General features: G+C 42.8%; 19 protein-coding genes. 17 read left to right on the top strand and 2 right to left on the bottom strand.

Going from position 1 to position 14,979, the window contains the following annotated elements; all coding sequences use genetic code 11:
- Positions 1 to 133 precede the first annotated feature (133 nt).
- From PAP_RS07310 to PAP_RS10395, 16 genes are all read left to right on the top strand, one after another.
- Complete coding sequence (locus PAP_RS07310; RefSeq protein ID WP_048165390.1) at positions 134 to 3,379, top strand: hypothetical protein; 3,246 nt, start codon at positions 134 to 136, stop codon at positions 3,377 to 3,379.
- A 4-nt stretch (positions 3,380 to 3,383) separates the two neighbouring features.
- Positions 3,384 to 3,890, top strand: coding sequence for a hypothetical protein (locus PAP_RS07305; RefSeq protein ID WP_048165389.1), 507 nt, complete (start codon positions 3,384 to 3,386; stop codon positions 3,888 to 3,890).
- An 86-nt stretch (positions 3,891 to 3,976) separates the two neighbouring features.
- Positions 3,977 to 4,648 (top strand): hypothetical protein, encoded by a 672-nt coding sequence (locus PAP_RS07300; protein WP_144368005.1) that lies wholly within the window; start codon positions 3,977 to 3,979, stop codon positions 4,646 to 4,648.
- Between the two features lie 5 nt (positions 4,649 to 4,653).
- On the top strand, positions 4,654 to 5,019 hold the full coding sequence (locus PAP_RS07295; protein WP_048165387.1) for a hypothetical protein: 366 nt from the start codon (positions 4,654 to 4,656) through the stop codon (positions 5,017 to 5,019).
- 197 nt (positions 5,020 to 5,216) lie between these two features.
- A complete protein-coding gene (locus PAP_RS07290; protein ID WP_048165386.1) occupies positions 5,217 to 5,693 on the top strand; it encodes a hypothetical protein in 477 nt (158 codons plus the stop codon).
- A gap of 30 nt (positions 5,694 to 5,723) precedes the next feature.
- Positions 5,724 to 6,104: a hypothetical protein gene (locus PAP_RS07285; RefSeq protein WP_048165385.1), complete on the top strand. Its 381-nt coding sequence runs from the start codon at positions 5,724 to 5,726 to the stop codon at positions 6,102 to 6,104.
- Between the two features lie 55 nt (positions 6,105 to 6,159).
- On the top strand, positions 6,160 to 6,312 hold the full coding sequence (locus tag PAP_RS10280; RefSeq protein WP_158442507.1) for a hypothetical protein: 153 nt from the start codon (positions 6,160 to 6,162) through the stop codon (positions 6,310 to 6,312).
- On the top strand, positions 6,305 to 6,577 hold the full coding sequence (locus tag PAP_RS07280; RefSeq protein WP_048165384.1) for a hypothetical protein: 273 nt from the start codon (positions 6,305 to 6,307) through the stop codon (positions 6,575 to 6,577). Before PAP_RS10280 ends, PAP_RS07280 begins: the two co-directional genes overlap by 8 nt.
- Complete coding sequence (locus PAP_RS07275; protein WP_048165383.1) at positions 6,574 to 6,789, top strand: hypothetical protein; 216 nt, start codon at positions 6,574 to 6,576, stop codon at positions 6,787 to 6,789. The genes PAP_RS07280 and PAP_RS07275 overlap by 4 nt, the downstream gene beginning before the upstream one ends.
- Positions 6,790 to 6,872: 83 nt before the next feature.
- Positions 6,873 to 7,727, top strand: coding sequence for a hypothetical protein (locus PAP_RS07270; RefSeq protein WP_048165382.1), 855 nt, complete (start codon positions 6,873 to 6,875; stop codon positions 7,725 to 7,727).
- A complete protein-coding gene (locus PAP_RS10240; RefSeq protein WP_158442506.1) occupies positions 7,705 to 7,893 on the top strand; it encodes a hypothetical protein in 189 nt (62 codons plus the stop codon). Before PAP_RS07270 ends, PAP_RS10240 begins: the two co-directional genes overlap by 23 nt.
- Before the next feature lie 180 nt (positions 7,894 to 8,073).
- Positions 8,074 to 8,964 (top strand): hypothetical protein, encoded by an 891-nt coding sequence (locus tag PAP_RS07265; RefSeq protein ID WP_048165381.1) that lies wholly within the window; start codon positions 8,074 to 8,076, stop codon positions 8,962 to 8,964.
- A gap of 3 nt (positions 8,965 to 8,967) precedes the next feature.
- Positions 8,968 to 9,498 (top strand): hypothetical protein, encoded by a 531-nt coding sequence (locus tag PAP_RS07260; protein ID WP_048165380.1) that lies wholly within the window; start codon positions 8,968 to 8,970, stop codon positions 9,496 to 9,498.
- Complete coding sequence (locus PAP_RS07255; protein ID WP_048165379.1) at positions 9,495 to 9,824, top strand: hypothetical protein; 330 nt, start codon at positions 9,495 to 9,497, stop codon at positions 9,822 to 9,824. Before PAP_RS07260 ends, PAP_RS07255 begins: the two co-directional genes overlap by 4 nt.
- Positions 9,825 to 10,017: 193 nt before the next feature.
- Entirely contained in the window at positions 10,018 to 10,173 is a 156-nt protein-coding gene (locus PAP_RS10275) for a hypothetical protein (RefSeq protein ID WP_158442505.1), read from the top strand.
- A gap of 177 nt (positions 10,174 to 10,350) precedes the next feature.
- Positions 10,351 to 10,482, top strand: coding sequence for a hypothetical protein (locus PAP_RS10395; RefSeq protein ID WP_269077254.1), 132 nt, complete (start codon positions 10,351 to 10,353; stop codon positions 10,480 to 10,482).
- A 293-nt stretch (positions 10,483 to 10,775) separates the two neighbouring features.
- Here the strand turns inward: PAP_RS10395 and PAP_RS07250 are convergent, their stop codons facing one another.
- Complete coding sequence (locus tag PAP_RS07250; protein ID WP_048165378.1) at positions 10,776 to 12,131, bottom strand: RsmB/NOP family class I SAM-dependent RNA methyltransferase; 1,356 nt, start codon at positions 12,129 to 12,131, stop codon at positions 10,776 to 10,778.
- A gap of 86 nt (positions 12,132 to 12,217) precedes the next feature.
- Here PAP_RS07250 and PAP_RS07245 point away from each other — a divergent pair, with 86 nt between their 5' ends.
- Positions 12,218 to 13,828 (top strand): hypothetical protein, encoded by a 1,611-nt coding sequence (locus PAP_RS07245; RefSeq protein ID WP_048165377.1) that lies wholly within the window; start codon positions 12,218 to 12,220, stop codon positions 13,826 to 13,828.
- A 5-nt stretch (positions 13,829 to 13,833) separates the two neighbouring features.
- Here the strand turns inward: PAP_RS07245 and thrC are convergent, their stop codons facing one another.
- Positions 13,834 to 14,979 carry a threonine synthase gene (gene thrC, locus PAP_RS07240; protein WP_048165376.1) on the bottom strand — a complete coding sequence of 382 codons (1,146 nt, stop codon included), beginning with the start codon at positions 14,977 to 14,979 and terminating at the stop codon, positions 13,834 to 13,836.

Here is a 14,979-nt window from a genome sequence, read left to right as displayed (position 1 = left end):
TTTTTTGTTAAGTGTTTTTGTTTTCTTTTCGTTTTTTGGTTACTATTTTTAGTGGTGTTCAAAATTTGGAGAGAAAAGTATTTAAAGATTGAAAATATTCCAAAAATATAAACACAACTTCCAAGGTGATAAAATGAGAAAAATACTAATATTAGTATTGAGTTATCTCATCCTAAGCCTGAGTTTTATCACAGCCCAGAACACCACGATCACAGTCAACGCTCTCGAGAACGAGAATCAGCCTTACGAAGAATTCTGGAATATACTCAACAAAGAAGCAGAACTCATAATCAAACTCAATCAAACAGCAGACCAAAACACCGCCAGAGAACTCATCACAAACTCCCAAAAAGGAGCAGAAAACGCAGTCCAAATATCAGCACTAATCTGGCAAAACCTCAAAGAACTCGAACAATCAGGAGTTAAAACCTACTACACCACACAAGAACTCAGGAGCATAGCCGAAGAAATAAAACAGAATGGTCTACCCGCAGAGACCGTCAGCACTCTCAAAGAACAGGGCTGGAGTGACAGTGAAATCCAGGCCCTCCAAAACTACATTGTCCAAAATGCTGATCAAATTACCGAAGACTTTAATATGACGGCCTTTCTAGAGGAATTCTCAACGGCGTTCATTAACGTCGCCTTCAAATACAATGAATACGAGACTTGGGCGATTGAAAAGTGGAAGTGGACAAATGCAGGGGAAGCACCACAAGAAAACCACGGAATCGCGATAAACCCTATACTTGCAGAGGAATGGGCGCTCTTTTACATGAGGTACTCTCAGAAAGACTACAAGAACATGTCTGTAGGCATAAAAAGTCTGAAGGATTTAACATACAAGATCATCACAGGATCTAGCGGTGAACAGGTAACCTCTATGCTATATAGGACAGAGTCTATCCTCAGCAAACAGGGCACTCTTGAGAGCATTAGATGGATCAAAAATGGAGGTCTCGTCATTACGTTCAAATCAACTCAAATAACGCCCACAGAGATAATCACTGAAAGGACAACCTACTACTGGCCGAACGCTTTGAAGGCATATGAACTCATGGGCAACGTATATGCCCTAATAAAAACAAGAAACTATGGTAACAATAATCCTAAAGTGGAGTCAATGCTCAATCAGAAAGTTGCCGAGCTCAAGGAAGCATTGAAGGTGTTAATAATTTCCAGTGAAATTAAAAGAAGCCCCATAAAATCCCCCATTCCAATTAAACCCGGCGACCCCAGGATTCCAGCGCCAATACCAGTATCCCCAAAGGGTTATTCAGTAGATGGCACCCAAACCTTCGAAGAAAATCTTGGAGTAGAAGTGAATGGAGTGTTGATAGAGCCTGAAATTATCAGGGAAGCCTTGGACACGCAGGGCAACATTGGCCAGCTAAAGATTACAGAAGTTAAAGTTATCGTGGACAAGAATCAGCCTGGAAAAGTTGAGTATCACGTTAAGATTTCGTTCAAGGCGGAGAACAACGCAGTCGACACCATTAGGATCAACGTTAAGGATTACACAACCGGCGATTCTGATACAGGAACATTATCATTCCTCAACTCAGGTCAGAGTTACGCCTGGAACAGCAAGAGGTTCACACTAACTCATTCCATGGATGGTGAACTCACCGTGAGTGGAAAGGTTGAAATCACTTACACTCCCTCCTGTGGTGCAGTACCCCTCTCAAAGAATCACGAAACACTCTCCACCTCGCCGAGCTGCCAGGAGAGGACTATAACGAGAGAATACTCCTCGACAATAAACCTTGAATCTCCCATAGACTGGAGCAAAGTTAGCATTAGAATGGAAACCTCAAGAGATAGGATTGTTGAAGGCGAAAGTGTGACTTACAGGGTTGTCGTGGAGAATGGGAATAGCGCACCTTTGAGTGATGTGGAGTACTCTATCAGTATTCCTTTCTCGCCAACTAATTCAAAGACATACTCTGATACCGTGAACGTTCCTGCAAATGGAGCGGTTACTCTGCTCGAACAGACAATAACTTACGAGGATGCCAGCACTTACGTTGCCCATGCATCAATCTACTGGAATGGCAATTCAAAGAGCGCCAGCAAAAGTGTTACAGTGACTTCGGGAACTTTAACTATAACTGGCGTTGACGTTTCACCAGCGAATCCAACGCATGGAGACAGTGTGAGTTTTGACGTGAGCGTCAAAAACCCCGTCTCTAGATCCCGGAGCGTGATGGTAAAACTTTTCATTGATGATGCGGAAAAGGCGAGTAAAACTATCACAATAGGCAGTGGGGGTTCTGGGGTGGTGAGCTTAACGTGGACTGCCGTTGCAGGAACCCACAAGTACAGGATAGAAGTGTGGGAGGGCGGAAAACTGGAGGCATCGAGGAGCGGTGGAATAACCGTGGGTGGAGCTCCCAGCGATTCCTTTAACGTTGTTTTAACCGCTTACCCGACTGAGCTTGAGGGTAGTGGGACGGTGTACTTTACCATCAAAGCGTGGAATTATGGAAACACGGCTATTCCACTTAGCGGTTTCGTTGAGGATGAAGATGGTGCGGTGGTAAAGCGCATTGATGGTTTTGCTGGCAGGCTCCCGGCCAACGCTCAGAACTACACTCTAACAGCCTTCAGTCTGGACGTTTATGGTATTGGCAACCACACTTTCAAGCTCTTCCTCGACAATTACGACGGCAAACCTAACGGAGCAGGAGAAGAACACTGGAGCGAAGTGAAGGTGGAAGTGAAACCTTGGAAGGCAGATCTGAAGTTGGAATGCGATGATGGAGTTGTGCTGGGTGAAAATGATGTAGACGACCTTGACTGCACTTTGTACTTGCTAAGGACAAATCCAGATGACTCTGTGCAAGTCAAAATATCAGGAATCGACGTTGGGGGAGCAAAAGTCTGGCCAAGCGATTTTAAAGAAGTCACGTTGTCAAAGGATACTCTTAAAGTGACTCCAAATGATCCAGATGACGAGACTCACATCAAGATTACGATAGATGAAAACTTTGCAGAGTTTTACTTTGGGATCGATCCCCTCTTCCCATGGCATTCTTATGTGGATAAACTTGCCACGGAGCAACCTTGGGAGATAGTGATACACTTTGAGAATGCGCCACCAATAAGCACGACATTCCAGATACTAAAGAATAGTGGCACCACGATTGAAGATGCAGTTGAATACGGCGGTTCAGGAACATTTGTAGTGACAGAGATACTTGAAAAGGCAGGATACATAACAACCGAGGCAACAGGATCCGGACAATTGGCGGTTTTTGGATCTAGACTATTCGGATACGCTGGACTACTGCTCTTCCTAGCGGACATAACGGAGGAGGCATATTTCTATGGATGGAAACAACCGAGGGATTTTGATAACGATGGTTTTGTGGGGTGATATCATGAACAAAGTCCGCGTTCACAATATTTTGACGTTTTATCTTCCAATTTTAATTTTTGGTAGTCTCCTATATGGATTCCTGAACGAGAATTCTCAGATGTTGATTTATGCTGTAGGATATTTAGTAGCTTATTCAGCGATTAGACTTGAAATCCACCACTATCACCACAAATGGAGTGCACATGGGAATACAAGATTTGTCAAGACCCTTGTAATCTCAGATTTAGTGGTAGTAGGTTTTCTATTGCCTACAATTCTTGCTTATTCTACAATGACAGATTTTAGCAGGAATCTTATGATTTTCTTTATTGTGGGAGCCTTCATATATGTGACAATTTGGAAGATAGTTGATAAAATATCAGAGCACGGGCTGTTAGTTGTATCGTTAGTACTTTCAGTTTTGATTCTTATAACTACAAAAAGCATTCTAGAACCCACGATATTTGCACTCCTTAGTTTATGGACATACTTAGTACTGAAACATGATTTAGTATCTTATGCAAAGTAAAAGGCATTAACTAAAGCATAAGCTCCCTCAAAAGACTACGACTGAAACTGTATGAAACGGAAAAAGAACACTGGAGCGAGGTGAAGGTGGGAGTAAAACCACTGAAAGGGCTGGTGTTCGGTTTGAACTGTCCAGAGCAACCGATATTGCTGGGAGAAGCTGGAGTCTGTGAGGTAGTAGTTAGGAAGAACACTCTATCAACGGCTGTGGGTTATTCGGTAGTGACTAAATTGCTTGATGATGACATGGACACTTCCAGTGTAATAAGCGTAACAATGGTGAAGGACGTTATACCCAGCCAGTTTACTGGAAAAATTGCCGAAGTTTACGTTCCACTGGACGAGAAAATGGCTAAGGCTCTTGAGCTTAACGACGTAAGGGATTTAACTCCCAAAACCAACACATGGGTGTGTGAAAACGGAGACTGCCACTACACGCTAGAAAGAGTTGATACCCCACACTACCTAAAACTGAAAATAAGATTAGACTCAGGTGAGTACATGAACCTTGAAGGAATAATCACGGCAAGATACACAGGAAGCAAATACTGGAACGAGGATGCTAATGGTGGTATCAAAAAGGGGGCATTAATGATAATTGCACCTTTGGGATTGGCATATGCCCCAGTAGAATATATGGGAACTGTGATAGTTGAAATGACTCCAGCCCCAAAACCAGTAAAAACAATTATCCAAGTATTTCTGTTTGTTAAAAGTATTGGTCAAAGTATTTGGAAAGAGATTAATTTTGGAGGGTGATGCACATGAAGTTTGATACTATCCCAACGGGAATTTCAGTACTATCACTACTAGCATATGCCTTTAGTGGGCAGGAGATTCATTTTTTATCCTTTATTTTATTTGCATTTCTCTCAGCTTTTTATCCGGTTAAAAATGAAATTCAAAATCTCAAAAAGAAGCTTAACATCGGAAATATTGATCAGGATCCCGGAGAAGTAGTGGTTAGGTATATTTTGGTGGGGATTGTTGCAATATCCTTTGCTATGAGTGGAAGCCCAAGAGACTTTATTGCTCTCGTGTTGTTGTACTCTTTAATTGAGAGATGGCAAATCAAACAAGAAATTATCCACATTAGAAATAGTTTAAGGTATCCAAATCAGCAAGAGTGAGAGAATGCACATCTACCACAGAAGCTTCCAAATAGGGCCTTGGAAAATTATCCTCTCGGTTCCAAGCAAGTTTAAAGGTGATTGTGGTTTGATGGAAGTGCATTCAGACTGCATTCCTGGACTGCAGTGATCTATTACTCTAGATCACTGAGAGTGTCAAGTCAATAATAAAAAGATATATCGGGTGGTGATTGTTAATGAGTACTCTACTGGACATTCCACCCATAGTACTTTCCTTTATCTCTTCAATTCTGTTTTTTGCCCTTGCAATCACTTCCCAACGCACTCAGAGATTCAAAGAGCTAGTTGCATTGGTGAGCTATATCCTCTCAGTGGGAGTATGGTGGATCCATGGTTATCCACACATCTTTGTAGTTATGCTAGTCCCACTCTTAACGTATATCGAAGAAAAACAAAAATCCCACGAATTCCAGAAGTACTACTTAAAGAAGAGTACCGCTCCATGGGTTATCCTAGCAGTGATTGGAATGTTCTCAGCCCCTCTATTATGTCTGGCAGGAATAGCTTTGGAGAAAAACTACGGAGTATGTTTTATGTCTGCAGGGATATTGATATTTGCAAGTGAGATAATATTTAGATTCGTAAAGAACAGAAAGGCAAAAGTTCCAAACAATGATAAACAATATCTGACAGAGACTAAATCGGACAATTAAGTCTGATATGAAAAAAGTTCTGGAGGAAATATGTCGAGGGAGTTAAATATGAAAAGAGTCTGGCAGTTGGAAATTCCGGTAATTTTTATTTCTCTTTCCTCTCTTTTAATGTATATCTATTCGAAGGAGGCAGTATACTTTGGAGCAACGATCGTGTTTTTGGCAATAGTTGCAGAGTACAGATTTGATAAAGAGCTGGAGAAAATAAGGGATTTGTTGGGGTTACGGGAGTCCATGGGATCCTCTAGAGATTTATGCTGGGTACATTCTAATCTTCGCTACAACATTAGGATTTTTGCTGGATGGAACTGTGATAACGTTTGGAATAGTTTTCATGCTTTATTGCCTGTTCGTCAAGAGGATGCTGAAAAAGGAATTCTCAGAAATTGCAAGACGATTAGAGTACAATGATAAAGACTCAAGTTTGAGAAATAAAGCCTAGAACAGTAGAACCCGGGGTGATCCCATGTCCGACGCATACTTACTGATGGTGCTCCCTTGGATCTTTTATTTCTTTTTAATGTACTTCTTCCGCTGCAGGCTCCTTGGAGAGTTCAAAGAAATCAATCACAGACTATTACAGCTCGAAGACCGCGTTAGGAGGGAGGCAAATGATTAATTACATCCCACTCTGGAACTCAATCGTGGCACTGATGTACATAGTTTTAATAATAGAGATAGCCCTTAAGACACGCCCCAGTGCTGGAGAACTAATTTTCATGACGCTTTACAGCATTTCAGCGCTCGTGGTCTCTTGGATATCCCTAGGATACTCACTGCTCCTCTTAGCGCCACTCTTAATGTATGGAATGTTAGCTTATTCCGAAAATGAGAGCCTTGGACATCTCAAGGAGAAAATTAAAGCACTGGAGGGTGAATTATGAGAGCTGATCGCGTGATGCCTACCATTTTGGGAGTAATGTTCTTTCCTATGCTCCTCGAGGCGGACGTTTATGGATGGCTTATTGCACTAATTTCGGTTTTTATGATACCCTGGGCATTCGCTTGGGCGCTCTTCGATGATGTTGACGAACTAAAATCCAACATAAACAGACGGGTTCAATTATTAAAGCAAGAAGTAGAAAGACGACGGTAACGTCATCAGAGAGTCAGAAAGAACTAAACAGTACTCTTAAACAGGACAGTAAAACTATCACGATTGGTAGTGGGGGCACAGGAATGGTTACTTTAACGTGGGCTGCCGTTGCAGGAGAGCATGAGTGGAGAATTGAGGTATGGGAAAGTGAGAAGTTAGAAGCATCGAAGAGCGGAAGCATCAGGGTTAACTCCAACGGAGATAGTCAGAAAAGTGGATCCAACACAATCAATGCAAACTTGGAAATTACAGACTTCGCTTGTATGCCAAAAGAAGTTGGGCTGTATGAATGGAGACTGGACAGGGACAAGGTTTCTTGTACCGTTACTATACAAAATAAAGGTCCAGAAATCCAAATAGCCCCAAGAGTTGTGATTGATGACATCGAGACCTTTTGGCTTAATATAAGAACGTTACCAATAAATTCCTCAATAAATCTACAGTATGAGGTTAAGTTCAGCGATGGACTGGCTCAAATTATGTATGAACCATCAGCAACTGCATTGAGCTTTGTTCGTACTGTTGAGGAAAGCGGCAGAGCTGTATGTCAGCGTGGAGTATGCTACAACTCGACAAGGATCTACCACTTGCCCAAGAACCACACGATTAGTCTAAAGATTTACAAGGCAATAAACTTTATGCCAACAACAGAAGCACTAACACAAAGCGAGAAAGAAGTTATCACAGTCAAATACGACGAGTACGTTGAAAAACGGACAGTGTTATTTTACTTATATGTCGCACGGACGAGCGCAGAGGTAATAACCGGCTTTATGGCTATTGAAATGGAAATAACCAAAAACGGAGCCAAGATTGCAGTAAAGAAACTCTCAAAAAAATATGGGATTGGCTGTTGGGGTGATGCTCGTGAAGACTCGATATTGGGCAATACTATTTTGTTTTTATGTTCTTACTGTGATTATCCAGGAAAGGATTAGCATCATAGACTTCATAGGATTTGTAATTTTACTAGTTGCGTACATGGTGATACTGAAGTATGGAGATCAGAGAAAAGAGCCATATATCATTGGAAAATCTAAGAAAATTGAGTATTTGACATCTAAAGAGCTAGAAGAACGGTTAAGATGCCGTAAAAAGGTCTAAAAAGCGAACATTACCTGGGAGATTTAGACCGAAAATTGAAGGACAACTGGAGGACAGGAGTGGAAAGGTAGAAAGCTGGAGGCATCAAGGAGCAGTGGAATAACCGTAACTGGAACTCCCAGCAGTTCCTTTAACGTTGTTTTAACTGCGTATCCGACTGAGCTTGAGGGTGGTGGGACGGTGTACTTTACCATCAAAGCGTGGAATTATGGAAACACGGCTATTCCACTTAGCGGTTTCGTTGAGGATGAAGATGGTGCGGTGGTAAAGCGCATTGATGGTTTTGCTGGCAGGCTCCCGGCCAACGCTCAGAACTACACTCTAACAGCCTTCAGTCTGGACGTTTATGGTATTGGCAACCACACTTTCAAGCTCTTCCTCGACAATTACGACGGCAAACCTAACGGAGCAGGAGAAGAACACTGGAGCGAGGTGAGGGTGGAGGTAAAGTCTGTGGGTAATGTGATTGCAAGTATGGAGTGCGAGCCTGTAATTGTTCCTCTGGACGAGTCGACAACTTGTACTGTTCACCTTGAGTTAAAGAGTGCTGATACAGTAAGGCGTAACTTAGTGGAGGTTGAGTTTGGGAGGAAGAGGGTGTGGCCTGACGGCCCGAGCAGTGTCACGGTTAACAAGCAAACCATAACCCTAACTCCAACAAACATGCAGGAGGATTTAACGATAACCATAGATATAAACGACGAGCTGGCGAACTACTACTTTGGAAAGCCCGTTTACAGAACTTACATTGATAAGTTTGCTGGTCACTCATACTTAATTAAAACAAAGTTTAGTGAACTGAATTATCCAGTTTCAGATGTGATAACGATAATTTACAAGGACACGAGGAGTGAGACGGAAAAGGCAATAGATTACGGTTCAACCGCAGGGGAAATAATATCCACAGCACAGCTTGTTGTTGAGGGCAGTAACCCTGTGGGCTGGATTGCATTTGCATTAACAAGTCTTCCAAAGCTCGGAAAAGCCGCTTCAGAGATCCAGTGGATATTTGAATGGGGTGTGAATGGATTTTCACAAGAAAACGACAATAATGCTGTGGTGGGGGGATGAGAAATGGATATTTCCCTTGCTGTTTCTATTTTTTTGTGGGTTGTCATAGCGTCACTTGCTATTGTATCTTCACGGCAGGCTATTGCTTGTCTTGCGATTCTTATGGTGTCTGGATACATTGCTCTACGCTCGAACTCAATAGGAGCACTTTGGCCACTTGTCGCTTCCTTTATGCTATGGCTTGGGACTGCTCTGATCAGTATTAGGAGAAATGTAATTGGCATAACCAGAAGAGATATTGAAAACAGTGGTGCTTTGGCTTCCATTCCATTTCTTGGTTTTTCAGCGACGTTGCTCTTTAAACATCCAGGATATGGGGCTTTTGGTATTTTAATCTGGTTTCTCCTCTGGTATTACCTTAAGAATGCATGCAAGAGCTTAAGGGCATTATGTCTAATGCTCCTTTATCTCCCAACTCTCTTATTCGTAATACTCTACAGAACCCCAATTGCCGTAGTGTATGGTATAATTACATTATGGTTGCAGAACGAAATTAAAATCTTACAGAACGTAAGGAATAAAGAAGAGTCATGAGAAGAAAATATACTTACAAGCTCTTCCTCGACAATTATGATGGTGAACCAAACGGAGCAGGAGAAGAACACTGGAGCGAAGTGAAGGTGGAAGTGAAAGCAATGAATGGAACCGAGTTGAAGCAAGTGAGCTTTGAGTGTGATGACCCTGAATTCAACTGGAACGGTATAGAATACAAGGCCACATTAGTGTGCAAGGCATTTGTTTATAATCCTGCGCAAGAAAATGTCCTCTTGAACTCTTTGAGTGTTAATGAGTGGCATACCGACAACCCTGACTTTACGCGGTCCTTGGCTCCTCGTGGACGATTGAGTATCCCAGCGTAATACAGAGCTCTGAAACTGCTATGATAGTTTTCAAGAATACCGCGCGAACAGGACTCATAACGCTCGAAAAAGACTTGTTTGGGGACTACGTCCCGATATCGCTGAAGTATGCAATATCCCCGCAGAATGGAAACGACTTTATATTCACCGGACTCGATGTAATAAACATAAACAGGATAACAAGGACGTGATAGTGGACGTTGGTACTAACTTCGTCCTCATTGGAGGAGAGGTTAAAGCCATCATTATCTCAGCAAAACTTATCAAGGCGGGCAAGGTAATTAAAGGACTTTCAGAATTAACTCCAGTTATTGCAGATTTTATTAGACGTGCATATAGTTGGAGGTGATGCAAATGCAAGTATTTAAGGATAGATTTGCAATCCCTGCTTTTATGTTTTTTACCTCAATAACAAGCACGTTTTATCTTTGCAAAATATTTAATCCCACAATTCATAATCACTGCGTATATTATTGGATTCATTACACTTCACTGGAAAAAAGCGTTGTTTCCAAAGGAGAAAGCTATGAAGAGCCTTGCAGTTAGCTTTCCGCTCTATGTCCTTCCAGCATGGGTAGTAACAGATAATCTAACTCTGGCTCTCTCCTTGGAACGTTATGGGGCATCTCCACAGGCTTGGGAATTCATGCAATACTAACAAGAAGACTGGATGATAATCAAACACAACTACGTGGTAGCTAGTGTCCTCCAGTAGCTTTTAGTTTTTAAACTACGATAGAGAACTCCCACGGAAAAGGAAATTAGGGCTGAGTGTTGAAGGGCTTTTTTGTTGTTTACTTCTTTTACTCACGATGTGGAAGAATCAATTCCTAGAGAGATGACAATCTCAAACACAAAAGACCGAATCCTAGAGAGAACAGCGTGAGGTGTTAAATAATGAGTCAGCCTCTTTCATGTAGAATATTGCAAAATAAAAACTTTTTTCAGAAACTACGACTTCCTCAACTTTGCTATAAAAAAGCTGTTACAATCATGGAGATGAGTAAAAGCTCTAAACACCTTGTCACCTATCTCCGTGAAGCCCCTCTCACCCCATGTGAACTCATAGGGGACGAGCTCAAAGCCAACCTTATTTAGGGCGTACTTAACGTTTTCCTCGTCCTCGTCAATCCTTATGGAACACGTTGAGTAGGTCATCTCTCCTCCTTTGCGCAGATTCTTGTATGCATTCTTGAGCATCGCCTTCTGCACTTGGATAACTTTCGCAATCTTCTCCTCATCGAAGCTCCACTTTACATCGGGGAACTGGCGGTAAGTTCCGGAGGAAGAGCAGGGCGCATCTAAAACAATTTTATCAAACTCATGCTTCCACTTAAATATCTGCCCATCGGCGTGGATTAGCTTGACGTTTTTAACTCCCAAAAGAGCCATTTTCTCGCGCATCTTTTCCAACCTGTCGCGCGAGTAATCAATAGCTATTATCTCCCCTGTATTTTCCATTAAGTGAGCCACGTGAAATGTTTTACTTCCGGGAGCAGCGGCCATATCCAAAATCCTTTCGCCATTTTCCGGACTTAAAACATGGGCAACATATGCACTTGCCAGGTCTTGAATTACGAAGTAGCCTTCTTTATACCACTTCAAGCGTGTTAAGGGCTTTTGGTATTCCAAAACTTTCAGGACATCATCTAAGGGAGTTCTCGCTACTCTAACATCGTGTTCCTCGAGATAGTCTCTCAAAGAATCTATATCCGTCTTTAGCGGATTAACCCTAACATAATAGCGCTGGGGCCTGTTGTTGCTCATCATGAGCCTTATCGCTCCTTCATAACCGAGCAGTTCCATAGCATACTCCACATACCAGCGCGGGTGGGAGAACTTGACGCTCAAATACTCTATCCTATCTTTTTCCTTGAGCTTTTTCAATGCATTCTCCTCATTGAACTCCTCAACGCTCCTTAAAATGGCATTGGCGAACTTTGCAGTCTTTATGTTGAAGCGCTTCTTAACAACTCTAATCACAGAGTCTGTGGCAATAGCGGGAGGAGTGCCCTTAAAGCGTATATCATAAACAGCTATCCTCAAAAGGTTTGCTAAAAAGGGATTGAGCTTCTCTATCTTTGTACCTTTTAGGACAGAGTTCAAAGCAAAGTCAATCCTCTTACGCCATTTCAAAATTTCAAAAATATACGAGTGCACAAGCCCCCTATATCTCTCTCTATCCTCTTCAACAACATTTCTAAACGCCCTTTCCAATGCATTCTTCGCCGATAAGTTGAACTCCTCTATATCCGTTAGAATATCTGCAATGAGTTCTTGAATAGTTATCTTAATCGTCACTTCCATGTTTTAGGCCTACCCAGAGGGAGTTAAAAAGATTTCTCAGGTTGAGTTTATATAGTGTGCGAGCGAATGCATCTATGGGATGAACCATGAAAGAAATCAATATCAAAATAGGTTCCAAAAGAGGGGCCTTGTGGATAGCGCCTCTCTTGGTAATAGCTCTTTTGGTTTGGATTGCTAGACCATGGTTTCACGGCCTAATAATGGGCTTTTACAGGAATCCCTCAATCATTTACATAATAATTTCACTTTTGCTGCTGTTCCCATGCTCAATAAAAGCAAAGCTTGCACCGACAAACAAGAACAGGGCAATAACCGGGGCTTTAGTGGTGGTTCTTATACTTTCACTATCCGCTTCAATACTCTCGGGAGCACTGATGAATACAGCCCTTTACAATGAATATCATCCGAGCTCTGTCTCAAGTGAGATGTCTCAGCTCTCAACGAGCAAAATTAGGATTCTGCCAAAGTTTACGGCGTATAAATACGCTCTTGATACGATCGAATATGCCCGCTACACCCTTGGAGATGCTCACCTGACAATAAAAGACGGCTCTCCCGTGTGGGGCTTTTATATAGTTCCCGATGGAGCATGGAATGCAATAAAGCTGAAGGATAAAGGCGTTCTCTTTGTGGATATGAACACGACTCAGGCCAAAATTGAGAGGGTCGAGAGGGAGCTCCAGGTGGGGCCGGAGATGCAGATTTTTGACAACTTGGAGTGGCGCATCTACAAAGAACACTACCTAATTGACCTCGATCTGCCGAGGGCCCTTTACTATGAAGGAAAAGTCTACATTGTGGTTCCTTACATCGAGTACCAGTTTAGGGTTTTCTACACAGTCCCCAAGTGGGGCGGCGTTATAATAGTTGATGAAGACGGTAACATAGAGGATTTAACGCCTGAAGAAGCCCTAAAGGATGAGAGACTCAAAGAATTTCCAATATTCCCCGAGAGGCTCACGAGAGACATCATAAATGCTCAAAACTACTGGAAAGAGGGTGTCCTAGACAACATAATAAACCTGTGGATTTACCACAAAGACCAAATAGAGCTTATAGATGTTAGCAACCAGGGCAACAGGCAACCGTTTTTGGTCATAACGAGTGATGGAAAGGAGTACTGGATGACTGCTGTAGAGCCCTATGGAAAGGCGTATGGTCTTGCCGCCATATATCTAATGGATGCTCAAAGCGGTGAAATGAGCCAAATAAAGTTTGATACTCCTTTAACAGGTCCAGTAAAGGCTATTGACTACGTTAAAAAAGCTCTCCCGACGTTTGACTGGAACCAGTTCATAACCGTTGAGCCAATCCCAGTTTTCATGAAGGGCACGCTCTGGTGGCGCATAGCTGTTATACCAAGGACGGGCTCTGGAATAGCGAAGATAGCCTTTGTAAATGCCGAAACCAAAGACGTCAAAATCTTTGAGAGCGAAAAAGAGGTAAAGGAATTCCTCATCTATGGGCAGATACGCGGAGAAAAGCCCCAGGAGGTCAGCGGCACACTTGAGGCCATCTACTCATATACCAAAAACGGCAATACCCACTGGGTTCTTGTAATCGGCAACACCACAATTTACGCAAACGCCGCCGAACTCAGCGGCGAGCTTATATACAAGCTCCTAACTCTTAAAGAGGGCGACAGTGTGGTGATAAAAGTAAGCGGCGAAAGGATAGTGGACATTGAGAAGGGCTGAGGGAACTATAAACACTCTCCAAGCTCCTCAATTCTGCATTCGCGGACTTTTCCTTCTTTCACAGCATCTAAGAACTTAAGTCCACTCCCGGTTAAAATGCTCACCACTCTGGCACCGGCTTTAATCTTTCCTTCTTCCCTGAGCTTTCTTAGTGCCGCTATACCCGTAGCTGAAGCAGGCTGGATGAAAAGGCCTTCCCGAGCTAGCTCTCGTTGAGCCTTTAAAATCTCATCATCGCTAACAGCAACGCAAAGCCCTTTGAGTTCTTTCAAAAGCCTTAGAACAGCATTCCCGCTCGGCGGGTAAGGGTTCTCTATGGCATGGGCTATGGTGTGGGGGTTTTCAAAGCGCTCGATTTTTTGCTTACCTTCATTAAAAGCCCTGCATAGTGGAGAGCATCCTTTGGCTTGAACGGCAACGAAAGTTGGGAGGTTATCTATTAGCTCACTCTCCTTGAGCTCTAAAAATCCCTTTACAATGCCTCTAAAAAGTCCGCCCGAGCTTGTGGGGATTACGACATAATCGGGAGCAATTTCCTCAGCAATCTCAAAGCTTATGCTCTTGTAACCTTCGACCCTAAAGGGGTCGTCGGAGTTTATGAAGTAGATACCCTTCTTTTGTCCGAGCTCGAGGCTTTTGTAGTAAAGCTCTCCATAATTTCCGTGAACTTTAATAACCCTCGCTCCATAGGGCGCCAGAGTTTTAAGCTTCTCCTCCGCTATGCTTGAGGAGACAAGGATGAAGGTTTCGAGCCCAAAGCGCGCCCCATAGGCAGCAACACTAGCGGCCATGTTGCCCGTTGAGACTGTCCCAATTTTATCAAAGCCAAGCTCCAAAGCTCTGTGAATGCCTATGAACGTTCCTCTATCCTTAAAGCTCCATGTTGGGTTGAGGGTCTCGTTCTTGAAGTACAGCCTAACACCAAGCTCTTTTGAGAGGCGCTTCGCTTTCGTGAGGGGAGTGTCACCTTCACCGAGGCTATACTCCAAGTCGAGCTCGAAGGGATAGAATTGAGAAAAGCGCTCCCAAATACTCCTTCCTATGCCAGGAACTCCCTTGAAAAGCTCCAATTCTAAGGGTTCACCGCATTCGCACCTTTGACACGGCTTTCTCAATGGATACTCCTTTCCGCATGATGTACATTTAAGCAT

It is taken from the genome of Palaeococcus pacificus DY20341, from assembly GCF_000725425.1.
Taxonomy (GTDB): domain Archaea; phylum Methanobacteriota_B; class Thermococci; order Thermococcales; family Thermococcaceae; genus Palaeococcus; species Palaeococcus pacificus.
The sequence above is the reverse complement of the archived record's forward strand: the minus strand, read 5'-3'. Positions and strand labels throughout refer to the sequence as shown.